The organism is Gelidibacter sp. (assembly GCF_035577925.1).
Classification (GTDB): domain Bacteria; phylum Bacteroidota; class Bacteroidia; order Flavobacteriales; family Flavobacteriaceae; genus Gelidibacter.
Window position 1 is genome coordinate 1 of record NZ_DATJCY010000216.1, and the last position, 26,232, is coordinate 26,232.

The 26,232-nt window shown below is 36.3% G+C and carries 26 protein-coding genes; 17 read left to right on the plus strand and 9 right to left on the minus strand.

Annotation, left to right across the window (positions count from 1 at the left end):
• Positions 1 to 121: 121 nt before the first annotated feature.
• Both VNJ50_RS08630 and VNJ50_RS08635 read right to left on the minus strand, forming a co-directional pair.
• The gene (locus VNJ50_RS08630; protein ID WP_325580942.1) at positions 122 to 271 is read right to left on the minus strand and encodes a hypothetical protein; all 150 of its coding nucleotides are present in this window, start codon (positions 269 to 271) and stop codon (positions 122 to 124) included.
• A 49-nt stretch (positions 272 to 320) separates the two neighbouring features.
• Positions 321 to 662 carry a hypothetical protein gene (locus VNJ50_RS08635; protein ID WP_325580944.1) on the minus strand — a complete coding sequence of 114 codons (342 nt, stop codon included), beginning with the start codon at positions 660 to 662 and terminating at the stop codon, positions 321 to 323.
• 470 nt (positions 663 to 1,132) lie between these two features.
• Here VNJ50_RS08635 and VNJ50_RS08640 point away from each other — a divergent pair, with 470 nt between their 5' ends.
• The 14 genes from VNJ50_RS08640 to VNJ50_RS08705 all read left to right on the plus strand — a co-directional run bounded on the left by VNJ50_RS08640 (position 1,133) and on the right by VNJ50_RS08705 (position 15,730).
• The gene (locus tag VNJ50_RS08640; protein ID WP_325580946.1) at positions 1,133 to 2,626 is read left to right on the plus strand and encodes a potassium/proton antiporter; all 1,494 of its coding nucleotides are present in this window, start codon (positions 1,133 to 1,135) and stop codon (positions 2,624 to 2,626) included.
• A 177-nt stretch (positions 2,627 to 2,803) separates the two neighbouring features.
• Complete coding sequence (atpB, locus tag VNJ50_RS08645; RefSeq protein ID WP_325580948.1) at positions 2,804 to 3,886, plus strand: F0F1 ATP synthase subunit A; 1,083 nt, start codon at positions 2,804 to 2,806, stop codon at positions 3,884 to 3,886.
• Positions 3,887 to 3,905: 19 nt separating this feature from the next.
• The gene (gene atpE / locus VNJ50_RS08650) at positions 3,906 to 4,115 is read left to right on the plus strand and encodes an ATP synthase F0 subunit C (RefSeq protein WP_129015606.1); all 210 of its coding nucleotides are present in this window, start codon (positions 3,906 to 3,908) and stop codon (positions 4,113 to 4,115) included.
• A gap of 119 nt (positions 4,116 to 4,234) precedes the next feature.
• Entirely contained in the window at positions 4,235 to 4,729 is a 495-nt protein-coding gene (locus VNJ50_RS08655) for a F0F1 ATP synthase subunit B (protein WP_325580953.1), read from the plus strand.
• A gap of 85 nt (positions 4,730 to 4,814) precedes the next feature.
• Positions 4,815 to 5,351: an ATP synthase F1 subunit delta gene (gene atpH / locus VNJ50_RS08660; RefSeq protein WP_325580955.1), complete on the plus strand. Its 537-nt coding sequence runs from the start codon at positions 4,815 to 4,817 to the stop codon at positions 5,349 to 5,351.
• 55 nt (positions 5,352 to 5,406) lie between these two features.
• Positions 5,407 to 6,987: a F0F1 ATP synthase subunit alpha gene (atpA, locus tag VNJ50_RS08665; RefSeq protein WP_325580957.1), complete on the plus strand. Its 1,581-nt coding sequence runs from the start codon at positions 5,407 to 5,409 to the stop codon at positions 6,985 to 6,987.
• Positions 6,988 to 7,074: 87 nt separating this feature from the next.
• Positions 7,075 to 7,935 (plus strand): ATP synthase F1 subunit gamma, encoded by an 861-nt coding sequence (gene atpG / locus VNJ50_RS08670; RefSeq protein ID WP_325580959.1) that lies wholly within the window; start codon positions 7,075 to 7,077, stop codon positions 7,933 to 7,935.
• A gap of 202 nt (positions 7,936 to 8,137) precedes the next feature.
• Entirely contained in the window at positions 8,138 to 9,100 is a 963-nt protein-coding gene (locus VNJ50_RS08675; protein ID WP_325580961.1) for a tRNA-dihydrouridine synthase family protein, read from the plus strand.
• 70 nt (positions 9,101 to 9,170) lie between these two features.
• Positions 9,171 to 10,634 carry an oligosaccharide flippase family protein gene (locus VNJ50_RS08680; protein ID WP_325580963.1) on the plus strand — a complete coding sequence of 488 codons (1,464 nt, stop codon included), beginning with the start codon at positions 9,171 to 9,173 and terminating at the stop codon, positions 10,632 to 10,634.
• A gap of 55 nt (positions 10,635 to 10,689) precedes the next feature.
• Positions 10,690 to 11,124, plus strand: a complete 435-nt coding sequence (gene dut, locus VNJ50_RS08685) for a dUTP diphosphatase (protein WP_325580965.1) — start codon at positions 10,690 to 10,692, stop codon at positions 11,122 to 11,124.
• 133 nt (positions 11,125 to 11,257) lie between these two features.
• Positions 11,258 to 12,277: a sugar phosphate nucleotidyltransferase gene (locus VNJ50_RS08690; RefSeq protein WP_325580967.1), complete on the plus strand. Its 1,020-nt coding sequence runs from the start codon at positions 11,258 to 11,260 to the stop codon at positions 12,275 to 12,277.
• Between the two features lie 89 nt (positions 12,278 to 12,366).
• Positions 12,367 to 13,725: a tetratricopeptide repeat protein gene (locus tag VNJ50_RS08695; RefSeq protein ID WP_325580969.1), complete on the plus strand. Its 1,359-nt coding sequence runs from the start codon at positions 12,367 to 12,369 to the stop codon at positions 13,723 to 13,725.
• The gene (locus VNJ50_RS08700; protein ID WP_325580971.1) at positions 13,725 to 14,507 is read left to right on the plus strand and encodes a DUF4292 domain-containing protein; all 783 of its coding nucleotides are present in this window, start codon (positions 13,725 to 13,727) and stop codon (positions 14,505 to 14,507) included. Before VNJ50_RS08695 ends, VNJ50_RS08700 begins: the two co-directional genes overlap by 1 nt.
• Positions 14,507 to 15,730, plus strand: a complete 1,224-nt coding sequence (locus VNJ50_RS08705; protein WP_325580972.1) for a murein hydrolase activator EnvC family protein — start codon at positions 14,507 to 14,509, stop codon at positions 15,728 to 15,730. The genes VNJ50_RS08700 and VNJ50_RS08705 overlap by 1 nt, the downstream gene beginning before the upstream one ends.
• 162 nt (positions 15,731 to 15,892) lie before the next feature.
• Here the strand turns inward: VNJ50_RS08705 and VNJ50_RS08710 are convergent, their stop codons facing one another.
• The gene (locus VNJ50_RS08710) at positions 15,893 to 16,402 is read right to left on the minus strand and encodes an acyl-CoA thioesterase (protein ID WP_325580974.1); all 510 of its coding nucleotides are present in this window, start codon (positions 16,400 to 16,402) and stop codon (positions 15,893 to 15,895) included.
• A gap of 190 nt (positions 16,403 to 16,592) precedes the next feature.
• On the minus strand, positions 16,593 to 17,531 hold the full coding sequence (locus VNJ50_RS08715) for an SPOR domain-containing protein (protein WP_325580975.1): 939 nt from the start codon (positions 17,529 to 17,531) through the stop codon (positions 16,593 to 16,595).
• A 103-nt stretch (positions 17,532 to 17,634) separates the two neighbouring features.
• Between VNJ50_RS08715 and dprA the strand changes: the two genes are divergently transcribed.
• Positions 17,635 to 18,738, plus strand: coding sequence for a DNA-processing protein DprA (gene dprA / locus VNJ50_RS08720; RefSeq protein WP_325580976.1), 1,104 nt, complete (start codon positions 17,635 to 17,637; stop codon positions 18,736 to 18,738).
• 191 nt (positions 18,739 to 18,929) lie between these two features.
• On the opposite strand, the gene VNJ50_RS08725 is transcribed toward dprA, so the two are convergent.
• The 4 genes from VNJ50_RS08725 to recA form a co-directional block, all read right to left on the minus strand.
• Entirely contained in the window at positions 18,930 to 20,420 is a 1,491-nt protein-coding gene (locus VNJ50_RS08725) for a hypothetical protein (protein ID WP_325580977.1), read from the minus strand.
• Entirely contained in the window at positions 20,421 to 20,963 is a 543-nt protein-coding gene (locus VNJ50_RS08730) for a sigma-70 family RNA polymerase sigma factor (RefSeq protein WP_325580979.1), read from the minus strand.
• Positions 20,964 to 20,973: 10 nt separating this feature from the next.
• On the minus strand, positions 20,974 to 21,408 hold the full coding sequence (locus tag VNJ50_RS08735) for a hypothetical protein (protein WP_325580981.1): 435 nt from the start codon (positions 21,406 to 21,408) through the stop codon (positions 20,974 to 20,976).
• A gap of 143 nt (positions 21,409 to 21,551) precedes the next feature.
• Entirely contained in the window at positions 21,552 to 22,571 is a 1,020-nt protein-coding gene (gene recA, locus VNJ50_RS08740) for a recombinase RecA (protein WP_325580983.1), read from the minus strand.
• A 507-nt stretch (positions 22,572 to 23,078) separates the two neighbouring features.
• On the opposite strand from recA, the gene VNJ50_RS08745 reads away from it, so the two are divergent.
• Positions 23,079 to 24,143 carry a rhodanese-related sulfurtransferase gene (locus VNJ50_RS08745; protein WP_325580987.1) on the plus strand — a complete coding sequence of 355 codons (1,065 nt, stop codon included), beginning with the start codon at positions 23,079 to 23,081 and terminating at the stop codon, positions 24,141 to 24,143.
• A gap of 108 nt (positions 24,144 to 24,251) precedes the next feature.
• On the opposite strand, the gene trpS is transcribed toward VNJ50_RS08745, so the two are convergent.
• Positions 24,252 to 25,220, minus strand: a complete 969-nt coding sequence (trpS, locus tag VNJ50_RS08750; protein WP_325580989.1) for a tryptophan--tRNA ligase — start codon at positions 25,218 to 25,220, stop codon at positions 24,252 to 24,254.
• A gap of 106 nt (positions 25,221 to 25,326) precedes the next feature.
• Here trpS and VNJ50_RS08755 point away from each other — a divergent pair, with 106 nt between their 5' ends.
• On the plus strand, positions 25,327 to 26,061 hold the full coding sequence (locus VNJ50_RS08755) for a lysophospholipid acyltransferase family protein (protein ID WP_325580991.1): 735 nt from the start codon (positions 25,327 to 25,329) through the stop codon (positions 26,059 to 26,061).
• Positions 26,062 to 26,232: the final 171 nt, after the last annotated feature.

The following is a 26,232-nucleotide window of genomic DNA, read 5'->3' on the forward strand; positions in this document are numbered from 1 at the left end:
AAACAAGTCAATAAATGAAAAATCTGGAATGGTGACAACTTTAATAAGGTTGCCACTTCATCTCATTAATAACTACAATTCAAAGTTTTGGTTTTTGATAAAATCACTTTTAATAAAAGACTTACCCGTTTTTAACGCCAAGGTAAATACCTAATAAGGCTCCTGTTAACAATACAAATTGGGCATAGTCATTTTTTAAGATCATTAAAATGACACCCATTAAAATTAAAGAAACTGTAAAAACACGTAAATACGTTAAGTTTACTTTCATTGAATAGCGATTTGTTAATGAGTTTAGTTTTTTAGAAAGTTCAAAATATTTATTGAGCTTTTTTATTCATTTTTAAAATTGACAAATACATACTTGCAGACAAACAAAGTGAGGATATTGCACCAAGAATAGTTCCTAAACGTTGTTTTTCGGTTTGACCGCCAACTACAATCAATGTTATAAAAGCACCTAAAAGAATTAAACTTACAACTAGGATGATGCGAGCTCCTTTTTTTCTGGATGAAGGTTTCATATTTTTTAAATTACTATAGGTGTTACTCGTTTTTTTAGAAATAGTCATAAACAGACTTATAGCTGTTAATAGCATACTTGCCATAGTTAAATAGAGCTCTGATTTCCCTTTTTCACTATTTTCTCCTACAATTAGCAATGTCAAACAGAGTCCAAAAACTGTAATGCTTTATATAAATAAATGCTTGGTATATCTTTTTTTAAAAACGTGGTCATAGTAAAAAGTTTTAAATAAAATTGTTTCGTCTGTTATGCAAATCGAAAGCACTTGAGTCCTTCTGATATAGATCGAAAAATCAAGATAAGAATTAAAGTTTACATGGTAGACAATAGGAAATATTTTTAATATCATTATTAAATAATCTCAAAGGTGCGAAAGGTTTTAAAAAAAATAAGAACGCTGTTTTTTTAGAGTTAAAGCAAAAGGTTAGAGATAGTTGTAAACCTGCAATTATTTTAACTTAATGTTAAAATCAAATAATGTAAATTTGTCCAGAATTTGGGGAGTTGTAAAAATCTCAATTGTGGGGGTGAAAAATAGAATTATATTTTCCTATAATTGCAGAAAACCAACAAAAAACCTCCTTTTTAGCATAAAATATATATCCTATGGTCATACACACAGAACTCGTTTTATTAACCTTATCCATTCTTTTCTTTTTAAGTATCTTAGCTGGAAAAGCTGGTCACCGCTTTGGTGTTCCCGCATTATTATTGTTTTTAGGTGTTGGAATGCTTTTTGGCAGTGATGGGCTAGGAATAAAATTTGACAATATCCAAGTAGCGCAAACCGTCAGTTCTGTGGCATTGTGTATCATCTTGTTTTCGGGCGGGATGGACACTAAAATTTCTGATATCAAGCCCATTCTTCCGCAAGGGGTTGTACTCGCAACCTTAGGTGTCCTTCTAACTGCAGTTTTTACCGGACTTGTAGTGTGGTATGTTCTTGGGATGGCGATGGAATCATTGGAAATGGGACTTTTGTCTGCACTATTACTTGCCGCGACCATGTCTTCGACAGATTCGGCATCGGTGTTTTCCATTTTGAGGTCCCAAGGTTTACGACTCAAGAATAATCTAAAGCCTATGCTTGAGCTTGAAAGTGGGAGTAACGACCCGATGGCATATGTGCTTACAATTACTTTGATAGGCTTGGTTGGCATGGAGTCTGAACCCAACTATTTGTTGGCTATTGGCAATTTATTTCTACAGCTTATTATTGGTGGAACTGCAGGTTTTTTATTCGGAAAACTTGCCGTTTATACTAATAATTTTTTGAAAATTGATAACCGTTCACTCTATCCAATTTTAATTTTTACCTTTTGCATATTTATATTTTCGGCCACTTACTTTATCAAAGGAAACGGATATCTCGCGGTTTATATTGCGGGATTGGTTTTGGGTAATTCCAGATTTGTCCATAAGCGTGCATCCTTAAACTTTTTTGATGGGATGGCATGGATGAGCCAATTGTTGATGTTCCTTACTTTAGGTTTGCTTATCAATCCGTCAGAACTTGTACCGGTTATCGTGCCGGGACTCATCATCAGTTTTATTATGATTTTCATTACCCGTCCGTTGAGTGTGTTTATGTGTTTATTGCCATTTCCTAAAATGCATGTTAAAGATAAGGTTTTTATCTCGTGGGTAGGACTAAGGGGTGCAGTACCCATTATTTTTGCTATTATGGTATTGGCAGCCGATGTGCCCCACGCCCGGTTAATGTTCAATATCGTATTTTTCTGCACCTTGGTTTCCTTGATAGTCCAAGGAACGTCCTTGTCTTTGGTGGCACAATGGTTGGGACTTGCCCAAGAACCTGAAGATACCAAGGAACTTAAAATTTTTGATGTTGAATTTTCAGATGACATAAAATCGGTCACTTCCGAAATTAAGGTTACCGAAAATGCGTTGAAAAATGGAAACTTTTTGATGGATCTGAAATTGCCTGAAAACACCATTGTGGTTATGATAAAACGCGACGGGAAATATTTTGTGCCCAATGGACGCACAGGATTATATGCCGATGATATGTTGCTGGTTATCACGGACGACTATAACGCACTTCGTGAAACTTATGAGCGTTTAGGAATGCCTTATTGATGATGATTTATATACAACTTTTGAGCCTAATGGGATTCATCTCGATTGCTATAGACGCCGTTGGAGCTTTATGTCATATTCGCAATTTTTTAATATTAATAAAAAGTGTTTGAGGTTTAACATAATGTATGTACATTTGCACGGAATTTAAAGCAAGGTATTTTTAAGCTATTCATAATGACATTAAACACTTTAAGAGGCGTATTATTTTTAGTTTTATCTGTTGTAATATCCAGTTCTGGGTTTGCCTCACAAGACGATCAAAATCAGGATGAAGAGTTCAATGCAACTGAGATGATTATGCATCACGTAAAAGATGCTCATGAATTTCATATTTTTGAATGGAACAATGAGCAGATAAGCATCTCTTTACCAATCATTTTATATACTGATAACGGAATTGTTACATTCATGTCGAGTGCGTTTAATCACGATGATTCAGGCACTCAAGTGGTAGAAAAAGATGGTCAGCGGTTTGTTAAATTTCACGAAAAAATATATCAACTTAACCCAGGTGCAGACACTTTGGCTTTTGATGCCGAGGACACTGTAACCAATGCTTCCTTGCCTTTAGATTTTTCCATTACCAGAAACGTTTTTATGATGTGGGTGTCGGTGCTGTTGTTGTTGTTTATATTTATTTCTTCAGCACGTAAGTATAAAAAAGCAAGCGGTTTTGTGCCAAGTGGCATCGCTTCTTTTGTAGAGCCACTTGTTGTTTTTATAAGGGATGATGTTGCTATTCCTATGATTGGCGAAAAGAAATATAGAAAATACATGCCGTTTTTACTGAGTGTGTTTTTCTTTATCTGGCTCAATAACATCTTCGGATTGATTCCTATTCTTAACGGTGCCAACGTGAGTGGTAATATTGCATTTACCTTGTCTCTGGCCTTGTTCACTTTCTTTATTACGATGTTCAGTGGTAATAAAAATTATTGGAAACATATTTTTTGGATGCCGGATGTGCCTGTAGCAATGAAAATATTTCTTGCGCCTATTGAGATTATAGGAATGTTTGTAAAGCCATTTTCATTAACCATTCGTTTGTTCGCTAACATTACCGCAGGACATATTATCATCCTATCGTTAATGTCCCTAATTTTTACCTTCAAAAGTATTGCTATTGCACCGGTATCAGTTGGGTTTTCATTGTTCATTTTAATCATTGAAATTGTAGTTGTTGCAATTCAAGCATATATTTTTACTGTGTTGTCTGCTTTATATATTGGTATGGCAACCGCGGAAGATAATCATTAATTAATTTAAATTTTACATTATGACTATTACAGGAATTGCAGCACTAGGAGCTGGGATGGCAGTTATTGGAGCAGCTATTGGAATTGGTAAAATTGGTGAGGCAGCTATGAACGCTATGGCTCGTCAACCGGAAATCCAAGGCAAACTTCAAACATCAGCGCTTATCTTAGCGGCTTTCGTAGAAGCGGTAGCACTTTTTGGTGTTGTTGCAGCGATCATCGTAAGCTAAGAAACCATTTGAAGAAAAACACAGAAATAACGGTTGGTTATTTCTGTGTTTTATTATTCTTTGAATGTGTATGGTTGAATAGAAAAATTTAAATTATTAAAACTAAAACCTAATTATAGATGGATTTAATTACACCAGGCTTTGGACTTGTTTTTTGGTCACTCATAACGTTTTTTATACTCCTTGTAGTATTGAAGAAATTTGCATGGAAACCAATTTTAGGCGCTATTGATGAACGTGAGACTGGCATTAAGAATGCGTTGGAAGCAGCGGATAAGGCGCGTATGGAAATGGAAAACCTTAAAGCAGACAACGAACGAATCCTTAATGAAGCACGTATTGAGCGTGAGGGGATGCTAAAAGATGCTAGAGAAATTAAAAACAAGATGATTAATGATGCTAAGGAAGAAGCCCAAGCTCAGGCATCAAAAATGATCGTACAAGCGCAAGCCGCAATTGAAATTGAAAAGAAAGCCGCTATGGCAGAACTAAAAAATCAGGTGGCAGCTTTATCAATTGATATTGCAGAAAAAGTGGTTCGTGAAGAATTGTCGAATAAGAGCAAACAATTAGAGTTGGTCGAGACAATGTTGACGGATGCAAAATTGAATTAAATCCCTCTTAATCTCCAAAAAAAGGAGTTATTGATTAAAAAGTTTAACAAATTCTTTCTTTCGGAAAGGATTTAGGATAGGAATTATGGCACAAACAAGAGCAGCAATACGTTATGCAAAAGCAGTTTTGGATCTTGCTAAAGATCAGAAAACGGCCGAGGTTGTGAACACGGATATGAAGTTAATTGTTGAAGCGGTAGCAGTGAGCAAAGATTTAAAGGATATGCTTTTAAGCGGAGCTGTGCCATCTTCAGTAAAAAAATCTGCTTTATTTGCAGTTTTTTCAAATCTTAGTGCGATGAGCGTTAATTTGATAAATACTTTAATCCAAAATAAACGTATCGGTCTATTATCTGAGGTTGCACAAAAATATACTGAGTTGTTCGATCAAAGCCAAGGAAAGCAAGTTGCAATTGTGACTTCAGCAATTGGACTGACCGATGATCTCAAAGAAAAAGTGTTGGCTAAGGTTAGAGAATTGACGGGTAAGGATGCTGAAATTAAGAATGTGGTGGACGACTCTATTTTAGGAGGCTTTATACTTCGCGTGGGTGATATTCAGTATGATGCAAGTATTGCAAATAAATTAAATAAGTTAAAAAGAGAATTTACATTAAACTAAAGAGTTGGAAACAGATGGCTCGCATCTATAGTACAACCTCTAATATCTAATAAAAATGGCAGAAGTAAAACCAGCTGAAATTTCAGCAATCTTAAAGCAACAATTGTCTGGTTTTGAAGCTAGTGCTTCATTGGACGAAGTAGGAACAGTATTGACTGTTGGAGATGGTATTGCACGTGTTTACGGCTTATCAAACGTTCAATACGGTGAGTTAGTTGAATTTACTGATGGTCTTGAAGGCATCGTTCTGAATCTTGAAGAAGATAACGTAGGTGTTGTATTGTTAGGCCCTTCAACAGGTGTACGTGAAGGTTCAACCGTAAAAAGAACCAAACGTATTGCTTCCCTAAAAGTTGGAGAAGAAATTGTAGGGCGTGTTGTTGATACTTTAGGAAATCCAATCGACGGAAAAGGCCCTATTGGTGGTACACTTTACGAAATGCCATTAGAACGTAAAGCACCTGGTGTTATTTACCGTCAACCGGTTACTGAGCCGTTACAAACAGGTATCAAATCTATTGATGCAATGATTCCTGTAGGTAGAGGTCAACGTGAATTGGTTATTGGTGACCGTCAAACCGGAAAAACAGCGGTTTGTATTGATACCATTATCAATCAAAAAGAATTTTATGACGCAGGTGAGCCTGTATATTGTATATATGTTGCTGTTGGACAAAAAGCATCAACCGTAGCTTTGATTGCAAAAACTCTTGAAGAAAAAGGTGCTATGGCTTACACCACTATTGTTGCTGCCAACGCTTCAGATCCTGCACCAATGCAGGTTTATGCACCATTTGCAGGAGCTGCAATCGGAGAGTATTTTAGAGATACTGGCCGCCCAGCATTGATTGTTTTTGACGACTTGTCAAAACAAGCTGTAGCTTACCGTGAGGTGTCTTTATTGCTACGTCGTCCACCAGGGCGTGAGGCTTATCCTGGAGACGTTTTCTACCTTCACTCAAGGTTATTGGAGCGTTCTGCAAAAGTGATCGCTAACGACGAGATTGCAAAAGAAATGAACGACTTGCCAGACGTGTTAAAACCAATTGTAAAAGGTGGTGGTTCATTAACCGCATTACCAATTATCGAAACTCAGGCTGGTGACGTATCGGCGTATATTCCAACCAACGTAATTTCTATTACTGACGGACAGATTTTCTTGGATGGTGATTTGTTCAACTCTGGTGTTCGTCCAGCTATCAACGTAGGTATTTCGGTATCGCGTGTTGGAGGTAATGCTCAGATTAAGTCGATGAAAAAAGTTGCGGGTACGCTAAAATTAGACCAAGCACAATTCCGTGAGTTGGAAGCTTTCGCTAAGTTTGGTTCTGACCTTGATGCCGTAACATTAAACGTTATTGAAAAAGGAAAACGCAACGTTGAGATTTTAAAACAAGCTCAAAACGATCCATTTAAGGTAGAAGATCAAGTTGCTATTATCTATGCAGGTTCTAAAAACTTGTTGAGAGATGTGCCAGTTGAGAAGGTCAAAGAATTTGAACGCGATTATTTAGAGTTCTTAAGAGCAAAACACGCGGATACTCTTGCAGCATTAAAAGCAGGTAAATTAACCGATGAGATTACAGATACATTGGCAGCTGTGGCTAAAGATTTGTCTGCAAAATATAGAAAATAAAAAGTGATGGGTTTGGAGTTATGGGTTCAGAGTATTTTGCTCTATCATTAACTTATAACGCCGCACTCACAGCTCATAACTTAAAAAATGGCAAACTTAAAAGAAATACGTAACAGAATTACATCGGTGTCTTCAACCATGCAGATTACCAGTGCCATGAAAATGGTATCGGCTGCAAAGTTAAAGAAGGCTCAAGATGCTATTACTGCAATGCGTCCGTATGCTGATAAACTAACCGAATTATTACAAAACCTGAGCGCTACTTTGGATGAAAATTCAGGAAGCAAATTTGCAGAACAGCGCGAAGTCAAAAAAGTATTGTTGGTTTCTATCACATCCAACCGAGGTTTGGCAGGCGCATTCAACTCTAATATTATCAAAGAAACCAACCATTTGATTACTAGTGTTTATGCTGATCAAGAGGTTTCTGTCCTAGCGATTGGAAAAAAAGCAAATGATGCCTTTAAGAAAAGCAATAGAGTTATCGCCAACAAAAGTGAGGTTTTAGATGATTTGACTTTTGATAATGTGGCTGAAATTGCACAGTTTTTAATGGATAGTTTTACCCAAAATCAAGCTGATAAAATTGTTTTGGTGTATAACAAATTTAAGAATGCTGCCACCCAGGAAATCATGGCCGAGCAATTTTTACCTATTGTGCCAATGGAGAAAGATGAAGAGGTTGAGTTAGATTATATTTTTGAACCTTCAAAAGCTGAAATTGTTGAGCAATTGATTCCAAAATCATTAAAAACACAGCTTTATAAAGCCCTTAGAGATTCTTTTGCGTCTGAACACGGTGCACGTATGACCGCAATGCATAAAGCAACAGATAACGCTACCGAATTGAGAGATCAGTTAAAATTGACCTATAACAAAGCCCGTCAAGCATCCATTACAAATGAAATCTTGGAGATTGTTGGTGGAGCGGAAGCACTTAATAATTAAAAAATATTCCTGCGAAGGCAGGAACATAAAATGTAAAAAGCCTCATTTCAAAAGAAGTGAGGCTTTTTTGATTGACGGGTTGTCCCATCCTGAAATAATAATAATTAAGCCTTCTTTTTCTTCACATTTAGACGCAACTAATAGCATTTTTATAATAAAACCGTCATTCAATAAGTCTATCTTTGCCACATTAAACTACAGGATGAGTTCTAAGCTACTTTCGTCCCCTTTGCAGGGCTTTACAGATTTCAGGTTTCGCAATGCCTTTAATCATTATTTTGGAGGGATTGACACCTTTTATTCGCCATACATTAGGCTCAATGGAAAATTAAAAATCAAGCAATCGTATCAAAATGATATTGCGCCCGAGAACAACATCGGTTTAGAAGTCATTCCGCAGATTATTACAAATGACGCCGACGAATTTATATACGTTGCCAAATACGTACAAAGTTTAGGCTATAAGGAGTTGAATTGGAACTTGGGTTGTCCTTATCCAATGGTTGCAAAATCAGGGATGGGTTCTGGTTTAATTTGCAATCCAACAAAAATTAATGACGTTTTACATAAGGCGCATAATGAAACCGATATTTTGGTGTCTATGAAAATGCGTATGGGTTATGATAATGCCGAAGAAATTTTAGAAGTTTTTCCTATTCTAGATAATTATCCACTCAAAAATATTGCTATTCACGCCAGGATAGGAAAGCAATTGTACAAAGGTCCTGTAGATTTGGATGCTTTTCAAAAGTGTATTGGCAGCACGAAGCACAAATTGTACTATAATGGAGATATCACAAGTGTTTCGACGTATAAAAGCATAGCAGAGCGTTTTCCAACGATTGATCATTTTATGATAGGACGCGGTTTAATTGCCGATCCCTTTTTACCAAGTATGATCAAAAATAATGCAACTGAATATCCCAAAAATAGATGGGCTGTTTTTTCTGAATTTCACGATACGATCTATCAGCAATATGATGCCTATTTATCTGGTCCAACACCTATAAAATTAAAAATGTTAGGGTTTTGGGAGTACTTTTCCCAATCGACATCAAATCCACAAAAGACATACAAAGCCATAAAAAAAGCGACAAATCCTATAAAATACAGGCAGGCGGTTGCCCAAATTATACATACCGAAATGAGCCTCGAAAATCGATAGGTTAAGCTTTTATTCATAATTGTTTAACTCTTAGAGAATCGCTACTTTTGACCTCTAATTTAAAATCAAGTTGAGCGGACTCAAATCACTTTTTAAGCAAACTTTTATTTATGGTTTAGCAACCGTTTTACCACGTATGCTGAGCTTTTTGTTAGTTCCGCTTTATACCACAAAAGGGGTTTTATCTTCGGTGGCCGAATACGGGAAAGTATCTATTATTTTTTCGTGGTTCGTTATTTTTAATGTGCTTTTGGCCTATGGCATGGAAACCGCCTTTTTTCGATTTTTCAATAAGGAAGACGATCAGGATAAAGTAGTTGGAACGTCTGGTATTGCTTTGGTTTTTTCATCATTTGCCTTTTTTGCCCTCGCATTATTGTTTCAAAATCAGATAGCGGAATTTACCAATATCAATGTAGAATTTATCCGTTTAGTCATTTGGATTTTACTTTTGGATGCCTTGGTTATCATTCCTTTTGCCTGGCTCAGGGCCAATTCAAGGTCTATGACGTATGCCATAGTTAAGATTATGAATGTTGCGGTCAACTTAGGATTGAATGTTTTTTTCCTTATTTACCTTAAAAAATGGGCGGTTAATAATGATTTTATAGCCGGATTTTACCGTACAAACTTTGAAATCAACTATATATTTATTTCCAATTTGGTGGCCAGTGCATTGACTTTAATTCTTATGTCGCGATTTTATTTGAAAATGCAATACCGTTTTGATAAACAATTATTTAAGCAAATGTTTTGGTATGCCTTTCCAGTTTTGATTGCAGGCCTCGCTTTTTCCATCAACGAAACTTTTGACCGTATTTTATTGGATTATCTTTTGCCCGATAACATTGCCGAAACAAAAGTAGGGATGTATTCGGCATGTTATAAGATTGCGATTTTTATGACACTTTTTGCTACAGCTTATCGTTTAGGTATTGAACCATATTTTTTCAGTCATGCAAAAACTGAAAATCCACAAAAAAATTACGCACTTATTTTAGAGTTTTTTGTTGCTTTTGGTTCTATAATGCTTTTGACGGTTGTTGTGTTTGCTGATGTTTTAAAGCCTTATATTGTAAGAAGCGAGGCGTATTGGGAAGCGATGTGGATTGTGCCATTGATTTTGATAGCCAATTTGTGTTTGGGTATTTATCACAATCTTTCGGTGTGGTATAAGGTAACGGACCGTACAAAATACGGCGCTTATATTTCGGTGTTTGGCGCTTTCATCACCTTGGGACTTAACTTTTTGCTCATTCCCATTATGGAATATCGAGGGTCGGCTATTGCAACTTTAGTGGCTTATGCGAGTATGATGGTCGCCTCTTATTATTATGGACAGAAGTATTATCCAATACCTTATAACTTAAAAAAAATGGCATTGTATTTGGTACTTTCATCAGCATTTTCAATAGTTTCGTTTTATGTTTATCGAGAAAATTATGTCGTAGGCATCAGTTTATTGATGATCTTCTTACTTTTGGTGGTAAGAATCGAAAAAAATCAAATTAAACATTTATTAAAAACTAAATAGAAATATGTTTCCATTCCACTGTTTTGGATGGAGAGTTTCGCTTTAAAATATAATTATGAACATCAAAATCATCAACAAATCCAATCACGATTTGCCAAACTACGAAACCATAGCATCTGCTGGCATGGATTTGCGCGCTAATTTGTCCGAATCAAGAATTTTGAAACCTCTGGAACGAAGTATTGTTGGAACCGGTTTATTTATTGAACTTCCAATAGGTTATGAAGCCCAGGTAAGACCTCGCAGCGGACTTGCTGCCAAAAAAGGGATTACCGTTTTAAATGCTCCAGGAACTATTGATGCCGATTATAGAGGTGAAATTGGTGTGATTTTGATTAATCTATCCAATGAAGACTTTGAAATCGTCAATGGCGAACGCATTGCGCAATTGGTCATTGCCAAACACGAACGTGCTACATGGCTTTCTGTTGAAACACTTTCTGAAACCGTGCGTGGCGAAGGTGGATTTGGAAGTACCGGAAATTCTTGATATCTCCTTCCTGCAAGGTTTACTTGCTTCGCTGCGTGAGATCGCTACGCTCAGTTTCAAAACCTTGTAGGTCTAAAAGACAATAAAATATAAGTTTAACCTTTAATAGATACCTGCTTAAGCAGGCATTCACATGAAAATAATCGTACCAATGGCAGGACGTGGTTCACGTTTGCGCCCACACACATTAACTGTTCCAAAACCATTGATTCCGGTGGCAGGACAACCGATAGTTCATCGTTTGGTAAAAGATATCGCCAAAGTATTAGGACAACCTATTGAAGAAATCGCTTTTATTTTGGGTGATCCTGCTTTTTTTGGAGACGATGTCGTTGAAAGCTTAAAGGATTTGGCAGCAGGATTAGGAGCAAAAGCTTCTATCTATCGTCAAGATCAACCATTGGGAACAGGTCATGCCATTATGTGTGCCAAAGAATCGCTTTCCGGACCCGCTGTTATTGCTTATGCGGATACGTTGATCAGAGCAGATTTCAACTTAGATCCAAGTGCCGATGCCGTGATTTGGGTGAAACAAGTTGATCGACCAGAAGCTTATGGCGTAGTCAAGTTGAATGCTAACAGCGAAATTATGGAGCTTGTTGAAAAACCAAAGGACTTTGTGAGCGATTTGGCCGTTATCGGAATATACTACTTTAAAGATGTGGGCGTTCTTAAACAAGAATTGCAACATGTTTTGGACAATAATATTATTCATGGTGGCGAATATCAAATTAATGATGGCATCAAAGGTATGATGGCCAAAGGCAAAGTTTTTAAAACTGGCGTTGTTGAAGAATGGATGGATTGTGGCAATAAAGCCGTTACTGTCGAAACAAATACCAGAATGTTAGGGTTTTTACAGGCTGATGGCGATGAGCCAATGATTTCGGATAACATAGTTTTGGAAAACTCAAAGATTATTGAACCGTGTTTTATTGGTGAAAACGTAATTCTTAAAAATACAACTATCGGTCCTAATGTATCGATAGGAAACCATTGTACAATTACAGATTCGACCATAAAAAATAGTTTGATACAAACCAACAATCGTATAAAAAATGCTAATTTAGATGATGCGATGATCGGAAATTATGTTGAATATGACGGGAATTTCAAAACCATCAGCATTGGCGATTATTCCGTTTTAGAATAATAATTCCTGCGAAAGCAGGAATCTCATAATTTTCAACAATCCTCGACAAACATTAGTGCTCCCGATAATTATCGGGACGTGGCAAAAGAATGAAACACAAATTTCACTTATTAATTTTCCTCTTAGGAATGTTTATCGTTCCTCAACCCTTTCATGCCCAAGTGGATTTTAACCAAAAACCAATGGATGATCTTGGGGATGTTGAAGACCAGTTTCAAGAACATTTTTTTGAAGCCTTAAAGCAACAAGGCATAGAAAATTACCAACGAGCCGTTGACGAGTTGCTAAAATGTAAAAAGCTTGATGATAAAGCCGTGGTTTATTTTGAATTGGGCAAGAATTATATTAAGCTTAAAAATTTTGGTGCTGCCGAAGATGCTTTAAAAAGAGCTGTTGCTAAAGAACCTAATAACGAATGGTATTTGGATGAGCTCTATGAAGTTTATAAACAGCAGGGCGATACTAAAAAAGCGATCAAAATAGTAAAACAGTTGGTTAAGTTCCATCGCGATTATCAGCAGGATTTGGCTTCACTTTACATAAAAAGCAAGGATTATAAAACCGCATTAAAACTTTTGGACGATCTTGATAAAGCCTATGGCATTAATGCCGACCGGGATTATTTAAGAAATCAGATTTATAATATTACGGGTCGCGACGAGGATCGGATTGACAATCTTGTAGAACGTTTAAATCAAAATCCAGAAAATGAAACCAATTATCTGTCGCTTATTTACAGATATAGTGAAACCGGAGAAGAGGAAAAAGCGTTTCAAACTGCACAAAAATTACTTGAAGTTCAACCAGAATCCCGATTGGTACATTTGGCTTTGTACAAGTTTTATTTAGAAAGAAATCAAACGGAAAAAGCAATTGCTTCCATGAAAACCGTATTGTCTGCGCCCGAAATCAATGCCGAGGCCAAAACAAAAGTGCTCAATGATTTTATAAATTTTGTGGCTAAGCATCCCCAGTATGAAAAGGATCTTATTGAAATCACAGCACTTATTGATGACGATAAAAGTTTCCAAACCTTGGTAGGTTTGGCACAATACTATCTTAAGTTGAAAGATAAGGAAAAGGCTTTAATGTATTTTGAAGAATCGCTAAAGCTCGAACCTAATAATTTCATGGTCATAAAAGATGTGCTTTTGCTTCAAATTGATCTCAATCAAGAAGAAAAAGCCATTATACAAAGTGAACAGGCATTAGATTTGTTCCCGGCTCAACCTATTTTTTATCTTATCAATGGTGTGGCACATAACCGATTGAAACAGGCTAAAAAAGCGATTAAAAGCCTAGAGGCGGGATTGGATTATATCATTGACGATCCAAAAATGGAAGCCGATTTTTATACCCAGCTCAGTATTGCTTTTAAGCTCGATAATAACAACTCAAAGTCTGAAACGTTTGCGAAGAAGGCTGCCGCTTTAATATCTCAAAATTAATGAAACTCTACAAAATCAGTGCTTTACTATTATTATTGATTTTAAATGTGGGCTGCCGATCCACCAAAACCCTGACTTCAAGCGCAGCAATTGATGAAGGTATGACCGCCAAACAAATCATCAAACAGATGGACAAGCAAGAAGCACGATTTAAAACGCTTCAAGCCAAAGTTCGTTTTGATTATACAGAAGGCACTAAATCTATTAATCATACCGTGACTTTGCGCATGGAAAAAGACAAAACCATTTGGCTCAATGCTGGTGTTGCCGGCATTAGTTTGGCGCGTGTGATGATTACCCAAGATCAAGTTAAATTTTATGACAAACTCAACAATCAATATTTTGACGGTGATTTTTCGTTGTTGACCAAACTTTTAGGCACCGAAATTGACTTTGAAAAAATTCAGAACATTTTTCTTGGTGAACCTATTTTTGATCTTAAAAATGACACTTATGTTACGTTTCCAAATGAGGAATCGTATGTATTGCAGCCCAAAAACCAACAGGCTATTTTTGAATTGTTTTTTCTGATCAATCCAGGGTTTTTTAAATTGGATTCCCAACAGATATATCAACCATTTGATAAGCGCATGTTGCAAATAGATTATAAAAAATATCAACAGGTTAGTGGACAGATTTTTCCTGAAAACATTCGTATTATTGCAGTGGAAAATAATGATGAAGTCATTATTGATCTCGATTTTAAGGGAATCAGCTTGAATGATGATGTTCGTTTTCCATTCAGTATTCCGTCCGGATCTAAAGAAATTGAACTAGAATAATGCATTACCGGCCTAACATATTTTTATTATTACTGCTGTTTAGCTTCAGCACTTTTGTGATGCATGCACAAAGCAAGAAGCAATTGGAATTGGAGGCCAAACGTCAAACTATTTTGAAGGAAATTCAACAAATCAATAATTTGATTGCTTCCCAGAAAAAGGAAGAACGCAGCATTATATCTACGGTTGAAGATTTGAATTATAAGGTAAAAGTCCGACAAAACCTTATTAAAGTTACCAATGACCAGGCTAATTTGCTGACTCGTGAAATCAATGACAATCAAAAACAGATTACGACACTTCGCGATCAATTAAAATATTTAAAAGAAGATTATGCTGCTATGGTGGTCAAATCATATAAAAGCAAATCCGAACAAAGTCGGGTGATGTTTTTATTGTCTTCAGAGAATTTTAAACAAGCTTACAAACGCCTTCAGTACATTAGGCAATATACCGACTATCAAAAACAACAAGGCGAGGAAATTATCCGTAAAACCGAACAGCTGCAACAGTTGAATACCACCTTGCTTCAACAAAAAAAGGACAAAGACCGATTGGTCGAAGAAAACCGAATTGCCAAACAAAAGCTGGAAGAAGATGTTAAAGAGCATGAAAAGCTGATGGTTTCTGTCAGAAAAAACATGAGTACTTACGCATCGCAAGTTAAATCCAAACAGCAAGAAGCAGATAGAATCGATAAAGAAATTGAAAAACTGATTAGAGATGCTATTGCGGCATCCAATAAAAAAGCAGGAAAATCTGAAACTACTTCTAAAGGATTTGCATTGACTCCAGAAGCCAAAGCTTTGGAAGCAAATTTTCAAGCCAATAAAGGCAAGCTGCCTTGGCCAGTGCGAACAGGAGTGATTAAGGTGCGTTATGGAAAACAGCGATCTTCTATTGATAATACGATTGAAATCAATAGCAATGGTATTCGGATAGCCACAGATAAAAATGCGAAAGTGCGTGCTGTGTTTAATGGTGAAGTATTAGCTGTTCAAGCAACAAGAACGGGAAATCCAGCTATTTTGGTGCAACACGGTAATTATGTTACGGTGTATAGAAACCTGTCTAAAGTACATGTTGTCAAAGGTGATAAAGTAACAACCAATCAAGAAATAGGTGAAGTTTTTACCGATGCCGTCACAGGAGAGTGTTGGTTAGGTTTTTATGTTTATAAAGATTCAAAATTTCTCGATCCTGCACTTTGGATCTTAAGATAAAATGAAAAAGCAAAAATTTAGAGTTGCTTAAAGTCCTATTTGCTATTGTTGGTGTTTTCAAAGGGCAGTAACAACTCAAAACGATCTGGGTAATTAAAAAGAACTGGAAGCTGTTTTAGATTATCAAAAATACCAGTTCAAAAGCTCATAAATCCATCTTACTTATTGAAACAAAGCTTTGAGCTCGGTCGCTTCATGTGGCTTCATTTTTCCAGCCAAAACCAAACTCAATTGTTTGCGTCGTAAGGCAGCATTAAAACGCTCTTTTTCCAAATCGGTTTCAGGAATAATAGCTGGTATTTGAGTCGGAATTCCGGATTCATCAACAGCTACAAAAGTATAAATGGCTTCATTGGCCCTTGTTTTCACACCAGATTCACGATCTTCTATCCACACATCCATATACACTTCCATAGAGGTTTTAAAAGCCCTAGAAACCTTGGCTTCAATGGTGACGACACTTCCCAAAGGAATCGTTCGGTTAAACGCTACATGATTTACGGAGGCTGTTACCGCAATGCGTCGGCTATGCCGTCTTGCAGCGATGCTTGCGGCTCGGTCCATACGTGCCAATAATTCGCCGCCAAATAAATTGTTGAGCGGATTGGTCTCGCTTGGAAGCACCAAATCGGTCATGATACAAACAGATTCACTAGGATGTTTAGGTTGCATTGTATGAGTTTATTAATTAAAACGCAAAGATAGCTCAGTTTTAGCTTTGTTTATCAAGTAATTCTGAAATAATGTAGTGGTATTTTACGAAAAATGCAAGAGTGTTATCCTTGGAACCGTTTTGCCGGCAACTTTCAATTAGCCATTATCTTATTGATAAACAGAATTAAATTGATGGATGAAAAACTTATTAGTCCAACTCCTTAACCAATAACCAAGCTTCTTGATTGTAGTTTTGACGGATGTCGCGTAAAGCAATTAATGCATCATTGCTATTTTCATAACTAGAATATACCACTTCATGAAGGCCGTATTTGTTAACGCCTATTTTACGTGCTTTAAATCCAAGAGCCTGAAGTTCCTTTACCTTTGTATCAGAGTTTTCTTCAACTCTAAAAGCACCAGCAATAATATGGTATTTACCGTGTTGTTTTTCAACATTTAAAGTCGCTGCTGGCAACGGATTTTCGATCACAAAAGTAGCTTCTTGTACTTTGACGTCCAATTGCTCATTGGCTGCTTCTTGAGCCAATTGATTATGGGCTTCTACTTGATTATTGAAATAGGTTGAGGTTGCAAATCCACCAACAGTAAGCGCAATCAGAGCGATAGCTGCGTATTTGAGGTAAGAACGATTTTCGCGCGCCTCTGGAGTGATACTAAGTGGAATAATATCCTCAAGCGTTTCTACATGTTGTTTATAAACTTCACGCGTTACATGGGCTGCTTTGAATTCGGTCAATCCAAAAGCTTCTGTTAAGAAATTGTTGGTATGGACTGGTTCAAAAACAATATTACCATCATTATTTAATACTAAATCCCCAATTGAGCTAAAACTTAAAGTTTCGCCTTCCTTTAAAAACGCTTTGATGGAGCGGACTTGTTTGCTAATTTTTTGGACAGCAATTTCATAAGGGATTTTTTCCACATCAGCGATATAACTGGCCAATAAACCATCGTTATGCTGAAGTTGCTCATTAAAGGAAATGACTTTTTTTGGCGGAAAAAAAGTATGATTGCTTTCATCTATTTTAGCAGACACTCTATTGGTCAAAAAAGCACCAAATTCTGGAAGCGTTACGCAGTCGTAACGGTATAATAAATCGCTGATGTAAGTTTCTATATGCATTAGAGCAAAGTTATGAATTTTTGATTTTGGTGGAAATTAAAGCCCTACTATTTATTAACATTGCTTAAGTTTAAGCAGTTTTTCCTCTTAATCAATGTTATACATGACCGATCAAGATTTAATATATGTTCTGGCCTTGCAGAAGGTGCCCAAAATAGGGGATATCACGGCTAAAAAGCTGATTGCACATTGCGGATCTGCGGAAGCTGTAATGAAAGAAAAGAAACACCATTTGCTAAAAATTGATGGAATTGGGAGCAGCATGTTGCAAGATGTTTATAACAAAAATCATTTGCTTGCTGCAGAAGCCGAATTAAAATTCATTAAAGAAAATGCCATTACCTGTTTGTATTTTATGGATTCTAATTATCCCGAAAAGTTAAAGCATTGTATTGATGGACCAATTCTTTTATTTCAGTCTGGTGAAATTGATTTAAAAAAACGGCGGCTTATCAGTATTGTGGGCACTCGTAAAATCACGTCGTCGGGAGTGGCGTTCTGCGAACAATTGGTTGAGCAATTGGCAGTGTTTGATCCCGTGATTATTTCCGGATTTGCTTATGGTACCGATATTACGGCACAAAAAGCAGCATTGAAACACAAATTGCAAACCGTGGGTTGTTTGGCGCATGGACTCAATCAAATTTATCCTAAAGTACATAAAAGATATGTTGCCGAGATTGAAAAAGACGGTGGTTTTTTGACCGAATTTTGGAGCACTTCCAATCCTGAACGCGAAAATTTTTTAAAGCGTAATCGCGTTATTGCAGGTATAAGTGAAGCCACGATTGTTATTGAATCTGCCGAAAGAGGAGGAAGTTTAGTAACTGCCGATATTGCCAATTCCTATAATCGCGATGTTTTTGCAGTACCGGGACGAACCACCGATTTGCAAAGTGTAGGTTGTAATAATCTGATTAAGTTTCAAAAGGCGCATTTGCTGTCCACACCAATGGATGTGCCCTATATATTAAACTGGGAACTGGAAATGGACAAAAAACCTACCATTCAAAAACAATTGTTTGTAGAATTGGAAGCCGACGAGAAAATCATCTATAATTTTCTAAAAGATCTTGAACCACAACTTTTGGATAGTATCGCTTTAGAGTGTAAAATGCCTATTTTTAAAGTCGCTGGTGTGCTTTTAAATATGGAACTCAAAGGTGTGATCCGGCCACTTCCGGGGAAATTGTTTGAGGTGATTTAAAAATTCTTGTTTGGTTACTGAGCTTTCACGTACAATTAACTTCCCTTTAAGTTCTCAAAACCAATTACAAATCAATATTTTTTTGTTCTTAACTTTTTAATTTGATTTATAATAAAAAAGCTGCTCCTGGCACAGAGCAGCTTCTTCTCATTATTGCGGATTTGCAATAACTACCTAACCAACTAATAAACTTAAAACTTAAAACTAAAACCTGAGTAAACACCAATAAAATAGGGTCTAAAATCGCCCGAAGTATTGTTAAACGTGTTTATTTGATATTTAAACATCGGCTCAAGATTTAATTTTAAGGTATTTGAAATGTTATAGTTAAAACCCAAACCAAAATTGGCACTATAACTGGTATTATTAATATTATTGGCATCACCCAATAAAGATCTTTGATTGTCCAAAACGGAGTAAACATTATTATTGTTCAGAAATAACGTACTAAAACCACCAATAACATTTAACCCAAACTTGCTGTCCAAAATACTGTATTCGACTTCTAAAGGCACTTCTATATAGCCAAATTGTTGTTCTAATGCGCCTTGCGCGTTAGATACCACAAATTGCGGTGCAGAAGATTCTGGTTTTGTTGAAGGGCTGCTCATATAATGATCATTGCTGCCTTGAGCGTTAAAGTTGATATTTTTTAAATTAGAATGATTTGCCGTAACATTAAAGCCGCTAACATCCCTAATAGCCATAACATCATTGGTACGATAGCCTAAATCTACTTTATTAACACCGGCTCTAATTTTCACCTTATCATTAATAGCGTAGCTACCACTAATGCCATAGCTCATATTAATATCGCCAGTTTTACCATTATTTACAAACTGATTATCAATAGAAGAGCCTTTTCCTAAAGTATTAAAATAAACAGGTGCCACGTTTGGGGAGACGTTCCACCTGTTCGGGTAGTTTTCTTTTTCTTCTTCATTTATTTCGTTTGCTTTAGCAATAGCATCTTCAATGTTTTCGCCCTCTTGATTTGCGCTTATGATCTCTTTATAGTCATCAACAAGGTTGTCGTTCTTTATGGTATTTTGATCAATTACTTTAGCAATTTCGGTATTCAGTATTGTTTTACCAGAGTCGATGCTTTGGTTTTTTACGTCTTGGTTAAGGTCAAGTTGTGGTAAATTTGGAGTGTTTTCAGCAACAGCTTCTTTAATGGTATTATCACCGTTGGTTTTTTGAGAAGCTATTTTGTCATTTTTGGTATCAAAGGCATTTTTATTTCGCGATTTGGTATTAGCAATTTGCGATGCAGTACGTTCTTTATGATTGATATTGTTTTCTTCAGCATTTGATATAGCTTCGGATGAGTTTGTATTAACAATATTATTTTGATTGATGCTTTCAGTGTTTGCCGGATGATTTTTTGGGACGATAGGATTCTTGGGATTTGTATTTGATGTGTCTTCCAATATTTCTGTTTCAACCACATTGTTTATGGGGCGATTAAGATCATTATTAAAGACATTACCAATTCCAAACAACAGGACCAGCATGGCTGCAACGCCAACCGAATACCACCAAAGTGGAATTACACGACGTTTGCGCTCTTCTTTATGCAGAACGTTATGAATATTGTCCCACACAGCAGCATCAGGAGCTACTTCAAAATTTTTGAATTTTTCCTGAAAAAGACGATCTATATGTTTTTTCTCATTCATTTATAAAACTTGCGAATGGTCTTGCGACTTATAAAGTTCAATTCTTTCTTTTAAAATCATACGCGCTCTTGCGAGGTTTGATTTTGAGGTGCCTGTTGTAATCTTCATCATGGATGCAATTTCTTTATGCGAATAATCATCAAGAACATAAAGGTTAAACACCAATCTGTACCTGTCCGGTAATTCTTGTATGATGCTCAGCAAAAAATCCAGATCAACATCTTCATCATCTATTTCAACAGGCGCGTCTTTTATTTGGTCTTCATTGACCAGCTCAAAAACACTGCTTTCTCTGTAACGCTGAAGTGCTGTATTGATGGTAATCCGCTTCATCCAGCCTTCCAAAGATCCTTTATGATTAAACTGATCTATCTTTTTAAAAATAGTCACAAAGGCATCTTGCAGATTATCTTGTGCTTCTGCATAGTTTTTTGAATACTTAAGACATAGCGAAAACAATTGGCTCGAAAAGAGCTTGTATATTTGGCTTTGAGCTTGAGCATCGTTTTTTTTACAATTAATAATGAGTTGTTCTAAACTCACAGTTATCGTATTAGTGGGTTATTGCTGGTTCTGGTGTTGCTTCTACTACGGGTACTTCTACAATATAATATAAATCTGTTCCGCTTTCATCTTTGCCTTGCCAGAATTTAAACACATAGGTGCCATTACTTGTAACTTTAAAATTGAATGTGGCTTCAACTTCCGCTTCTTCTGAAAGTCCGCAATTTTTATCCGGATAAACAGAGTTGATCACAGCTACTGTACGTTGATTTAATTCGCGTGTATAATAAAAATCATAAAACGCATAACAACCGGCAGGTCTAATATATTTTACGGTAATTGGATAAACTTCGCCAAGAACGAATTCTTCAGGGATATCGACACTTTCAATAGGTAAAATTTCATTGTAGAAATTATTGTCGTCATCTATACTGCATGAAGATAGAGATAACATCACAATACATAGAAAAACTAACTTTTTCATAATAATAATTTGATTTAGGATATATTTTCTTTTTTCATAGTATAGATGCGTCAACTTCAAAAAGGTTGCGTGTAAAACAAAAATAATCCCTTTTTTGGAGGGATTATTTTGTTTCTTCTAAAGATCTGATGGATATGATTGGTTTAATCGTCACCAGAAGCCGTTGCTGCCTTGGCAATAGCTCTTACTTTGGTTTCCAATTCGTCCATCAACTCAGGATTGTCTTTTATTAGATTTTTAACAGCATCTCTACCTTGGCCTAACTTAGTTTCGCCATAGCTAAACCAAGATCCGCTTTTTTTGATGATTTCATTTTCAACAGCAATATCCAGAATTTCACCAACTTTAGAAATTCCCTCACCGTACATAATATCAAATTCGGCCAATTTAAATGGTGGTGCAACTTTGTTTTTCACCACTTTAACACGGGTTTTATTACCGGTCACATTACCGTCTGTTTCTTTGATTTGTGTTGATCGTCTAATGTCCAATCGCACAGAAGCATAGAATTTTAGGGCATTACCACCTGTTGTGGTTTCTGGGTTTCCAAACATGACACCAATTTTTTCACGCAATTGGTTAATGAAAATCACGGTACAATTGGTTTTACTGATGGAGCCGGTTAATTTTCTTAAAGCTTGCGACATTAATCGGGCGTGCAATCCCATTTTAGAATCGCCCATTTCGCCTTCTATCTCACTTTTTGGAGTTAATGCCGCAACAGAGTCAACGACAACAATATCAATAGCACCAGAGCGGATAAGGTTATCTGCAATTTCCAAGGCTTGCTCGCCGTTATCAGGTTGTGAAATGATCAAGTTTTCTAAATCTACGCCCAGTTTTTCGGCATAAGTTCTGTCAAATGCGTGCTCGGCATCAATAAAGGCAGCAATACCGCCAGTTTTTTGCGCTTCGGCAATAGCATGTAGTGTTAATGTTGTTTTTCCAGAGGATTCTGGTCCATAGATTTCAATAACCCGACCACGTGGATAACCACCTACACCCAGAGCAATATCCAAACCTAAGGAACCCGAAGAAATAGCTTCAACTTCCACTACCGATTGGTCGCTCATCATCATTACAGCCCCTTTACCATAAGCTTTATCAAGTTTGTCTAAGGTTAATTTTAAGGCTTTTAATTTTGCTTCTTTTTCACTGCTCATTTGTATATCTTTTTCTAGTTTTTGTTGATGCTAAATTACGACCTTTTTTTCATCTTACTCATCTTATGACGCAACCTTTTGATAGTTTTTACATCTATACAATAAGATTGGGAAATCTTGCTATAATATGAATTAGAAAAATGGTTTTTGAAAGTGCACCTGAATTAGTTTTTGGGTGCACTTTTAATTTAATGATGAATGATTAACGATTAGTGTTAGTCGACCCATGACCGATGATCGAACATAGACAACCAATTGTTGATTTTGTACACTGAACGCTGAAGACATAGATGGACTGGATTTCTACCGATTCTTTAATTCATAATTAGATACTAACAAACCACTAATCTCTAATTCCTGCCCACAAAGAACTTCCCGCCATAATAACTGTCGTAAGTCATAAGTCTATTTGTCTTATGTCAATAACAAACCGACAATCGATAGCCGATAACGAACAACTTTTTTATTATCTTTGCCACTTACTTTAACCTTAAAAATTAGTATAGCATGCAACTGTACAATAACTTAAGCGCTAAAGAAAGAGCAGCCTTAATTGAGCAAGCGGGAAAAGACCGTTTGACCATCTCTTTCTATGCCTATGCCAAAATTGAAGATCCTAAAACTTTAAGAAATGAATTGTTCATTGCTTGGAACGATTTGGATGTTTTAGGTCGAATTTATGTTGCCCACGAAGGCATTAATGCCCAATTATCAGTACCCGCCGATCACTTTGATGCGTTCAAAAACCATTTAGACAGTGTTTGGTTTTTAAAAGATGTGCGACTCAACATTGCTATCGAACATGATAATTTTGCGTTTTTGAAACTCAAAGTCAAGGTGCGCGACAAAATTGTAGCCGATGGTTTAAATGACGACACTTTTGATGTCACCAATATTGGGATTCATGTGGATGCCGAACGCTTTAATGAACTTATTGAAGACGAAAACACGGTTTTGGTGGATATGAGAAATCATTATGAAAGTGAAATCGGCCATTTTAAAAATGCCATTACACCCGATGTGGATACTTTTAGAGAATCGTTGGATATTATTGAAGAGGATTTACGAGATCATAAAGAAGATAAAAACCTTGTTATGTATTGTACAGGTGGCATCCGTTGCGAAAAAGCAAGTGCTTACTATAAACACAAAGGATTCAAAAATGTATTTCAGCTAGAGGGCGGTATCATCAATTATGTAAGGCAAATCAATGAAAAAGGTTTGGAAAACAAGTTTATAGGCAAAAATTTTGTGTTTGATGAACGTCGATCAGAACGTATTTCTGACGATGTCATAGCGCATTGCCATCAATGTGGACAACCTGCCGATTTGCATACCAACTGCGCCAATGATGCTTGCCACTTACTTTTTATCCAATGTGATGCGTGTAAGGAAAAAATGGATAATTGCTGTTCAACGACCTGTATGGAAATCCATCATTTGCCCTATGAAGAACAAAAGGAACTCCGTAAAGGACAAGGCAACAGTAACGATATCTTTAAAAAAGGACGTGCCGATCATTTGCCCTATAAGCAAGATTTGAGAAATATTTTTGAAATGCTAAAAAAATAGAAAACGGCTTCCACCTTGGGAGCCGTTTTTGTTTTTACAAGGCTTTTTTTTAAACAATTGGATTTTTATAATTTTCAGTTAGGTTTAACTTGTATTGAAAAAATTTGATTAATATCCCAGTTTAGTGCGCACTCTGTTCAAAACGTCATTAGCTACGACTTTCGCTTTTTCAGCACCAATGGCAAGTGCTTTATCAATCTCATCCAGGTGATTCATGTAATAATGGTAGCGTTCGCGTGGTATTTCAAATTTTGAAACAATCAATTCGTATAATGCTTGTTTGGCATGACCGTAACCATAATTGCCACCTTCATAATTTTGTTTCATGGTTTTGATTTCTTCATCCGAAGCCAATAAACTATAAATGGCAAAACAATTGCACGTGCTCCAATCTTTTGGATCTTCAAGAGCGGTACTATCGGTTTCAATGGCCATAATTTGTTTGCGCAACTGTTTATCCGATAAAAAGATATCGATATAATTATTTTTGCTCTTGCTCATTTTTGAACCATCTGTTCCAGGAACGAGCATGACATTTTCCTGTATTTTTCCTTCCGGAATTACAAAGGTTTCTCCCATTCGGGCGTGAAAACGGGATGCTACATCGCGCGTCATTTCAATATGTTGTAATTGGTCTTTTCCTACCGGAATAATTTCGGCATCATATAATAAAATATCCGCAGCCATCAGCATAGGATAGGTAAATAAACCTGCATTAACATCTTCCAATCGGTCGGATTTATCTTTAAAACCGTGTGCCAAAGTCAAGCGCTGATATGGGAAAAAACAGCTCAAATACCAAGTCAATTCTGTGGTTTGAGGGATGTCGCTCTGACGATAAAACACAACTTTTTCAATATCCAAACCAAACGCCAGCCAAGTTGCTGCAACACTATACGTGTTTTGTCTTAGCAGTGCTGCATCTTTAATTTGTGTTAAGGAATGCATGTCTGCAATAAACAAAAAGGAATTATTTTGATTATCATTCGTCATCTTAATTGCCGGAATGATGGCACCCAATAAATTGCCTAAATGTGGTGTGCCCGTACTTTGTATGCCTGTAAGTATTCTTGCCATAACATTTCCCGCGAAGACGGGAATCTCTTTTAATTAAAAAATATATTGTAAGCAAAGGTAATTTTTTTCGCACAATTGCTCAATTAAATTAATTAGTTTTGGATTCATGAAACTATTAAAATACCTTTTTTGGATTCTTTATAGGATTTGGTTTTACGTTTTGGTAACGCTGCCTATTCTCCTTTTATTTCCGCTTTTGGTGCTGTCAATCTTAAAAGAAGAATGGTATCCATATTTCTTTAAATTGGCACGTTTATGGGCAAAAATTATCCTCATTGGGATGGGATTTCGATGGATTATAAAAAAAGAACAATCGCTTGAACCTCATAAAAGTTATATGCTTATTGCTAACCACACGTCCATGACCGATATTATGCTGATGTTGGTAAGCAGTAAAAATCCGTTTGTATTTGTAGGGAAAGCTGAGTTGGTCAAAATCCCTATTTTTGGTTTTTTCTACAAACGCACCTGTATTTTGGTGGATAGAAGTTCGGAAAAAAGTAGAAAAGCTGTGTTTTTAAGAGCTCAAAAACGATTGAATAAAGGCTTGAGTATTTGCATTTTTCCAGAGGGTGGAGTGCCTGACCAACATGTTATTTTGGATGAATTTATGGATGGCGCTTTCCGGCTGGCCATCAATCATCAAATACCTATAGTGCCAATGACTTTTGCCGATAATAAAAAACGGTTTCCCTTTGTGTTTTTTAGTGGTGGACCTGGAAAAATGCGTGTTATGATCCATCATTTTTTATGTACAGAAGGTCTTACTTCAAAAGATTCTAAAAATTTGAAAGAGCATGCACGAACTATTATACTTAAGCAATTATTAAATTATAATTAGTTCTAAATCTTGATTAAAATGTGATGTTTTATCAGTTTTTTACAACTTGATTTATTGTTTTATGTGTAATTTGTTGCTCTGTAAAGCAATCACAATTTAATAATAATAAATTGATTTTCAGTACTTTGTATTTTAATGAAAACGCCATATAAGTTACGCAGATATCCATTA

Coding starts and splice junctions, on each gene's coding strand:
- VNJ50_RS08725 (WP_325580977.1), bottom strand. CDS start 20,420: ATGAATGAGAAAAAACATATAGATCGTCTTTTTCAGGAAAAATTCAAA.
- VNJ50_RS08690 (WP_325580967.1), top strand. CDS start 11,258: ATGAAAATAATCGTACCAATGGCAGGACGTGGTTCACGTTTGCGCCCA.
- VNJ50_RS08715 (WP_325580975.1), bottom strand. CDS start 17,531: ATGCATATAGAAACTTACATCAGCGATTTATTATACCGTTACGACTGC.
- atpG (WP_325580959.1), top strand. CDS start 7,075: ATGGCAAACTTAAAAGAAATACGTAACAGAATTACATCGGTGTCTTCA.
- VNJ50_RS08755 (WP_325580991.1), top strand. CDS start 25,327: ATGAAACTATTAAAATACCTTTTTTGGATTCTTTATAGGATTTGGTTT.
- VNJ50_RS08700 (WP_325580971.1), top strand. CDS start 13,725: ATGAAACTCTACAAAATCAGTGCTTTACTATTATTATTGATTTTAAAT.
- VNJ50_RS08695 (WP_325580969.1), top strand. CDS start 12,367: ATGAAACACAAATTTCACTTATTAATTTTCCTCTTAGGAATGTTTATC.
- atpA (WP_325580957.1), top strand. CDS start 5,407: ATGGCAGAAGTAAAACCAGCTGAAATTTCAGCAATCTTAAAGCAACAA.
- VNJ50_RS08745 (WP_325580987.1), top strand. CDS start 23,079: ATGCAACTGTACAATAACTTAAGCGCTAAAGAAAGAGCAGCCTTAATT.
- trpS (WP_325580989.1), bottom strand. CDS start 25,220: ATGGCAAGAATACTTACAGGCATACAAAGTACGGGCACACCACATTTA.
- VNJ50_RS08735 (WP_325580981.1), bottom strand. CDS start 21,408: ATGAAAAAGTTAGTTTTTCTATGTATTGTGATGTTATCTCTATCTTCA.
- dprA (WP_325580976.1), top strand. CDS start 17,635: ATGACCGATCAAGATTTAATATATGTTCTGGCCTTGCAGAAGGTGCCC.
- recA (WP_325580983.1), bottom strand. CDS start 22,571: ATGAGCAGTGAAAAAGAAGCAAAATTAAAAGCCTTAAAATTAACCTTA.
- VNJ50_RS08675 (WP_325580961.1), top strand. CDS start 8,138: ATGAGTTCTAAGCTACTTTCGTCCCCTTTGCAGGGCTTTACAGATTTC.
- VNJ50_RS08640 (WP_325580946.1), top strand. CDS start 1,133: ATGGTCATACACACAGAACTCGTTTTATTAACCTTATCCATTCTTTTC.
- VNJ50_RS08705 (WP_325580972.1), top strand. CDS start 14,507: ATGCATTACCGGCCTAACATATTTTTATTATTACTGCTGTTTAGCTTC.
- atpE (WP_129015606.1), top strand. CDS start 3,906: ATGACTATTACAGGAATTGCAGCACTAGGAGCTGGGATGGCAGTTATT.
- VNJ50_RS08630 (WP_325580942.1), bottom strand. CDS start 271: ATGAAAGTAAACTTAACGTATTTACGTGTTTTTACAGTTTCTTTAATT.
- dut (WP_325580965.1), top strand. CDS start 10,690: ATGAACATCAAAATCATCAACAAATCCAATCACGATTTGCCAAACTAC.
- atpB (WP_325580948.1), top strand. CDS start 2,804: ATGACATTAAACACTTTAAGAGGCGTATTATTTTTAGTTTTATCTGTT.
- VNJ50_RS08710 (WP_325580974.1), bottom strand. CDS start 16,402: ATGCAACCTAAACATCCTAGTGAATCTGTTTGTATCATGACCGATTTG.
- atpH (WP_325580955.1), top strand. CDS start 4,815: ATGGCACAAACAAGAGCAGCAATACGTTATGCAAAAGCAGTTTTGGAT.
- VNJ50_RS08655 (WP_325580953.1), top strand. CDS start 4,235: ATGGATTTAATTACACCAGGCTTTGGACTTGTTTTTTGGTCACTCATA.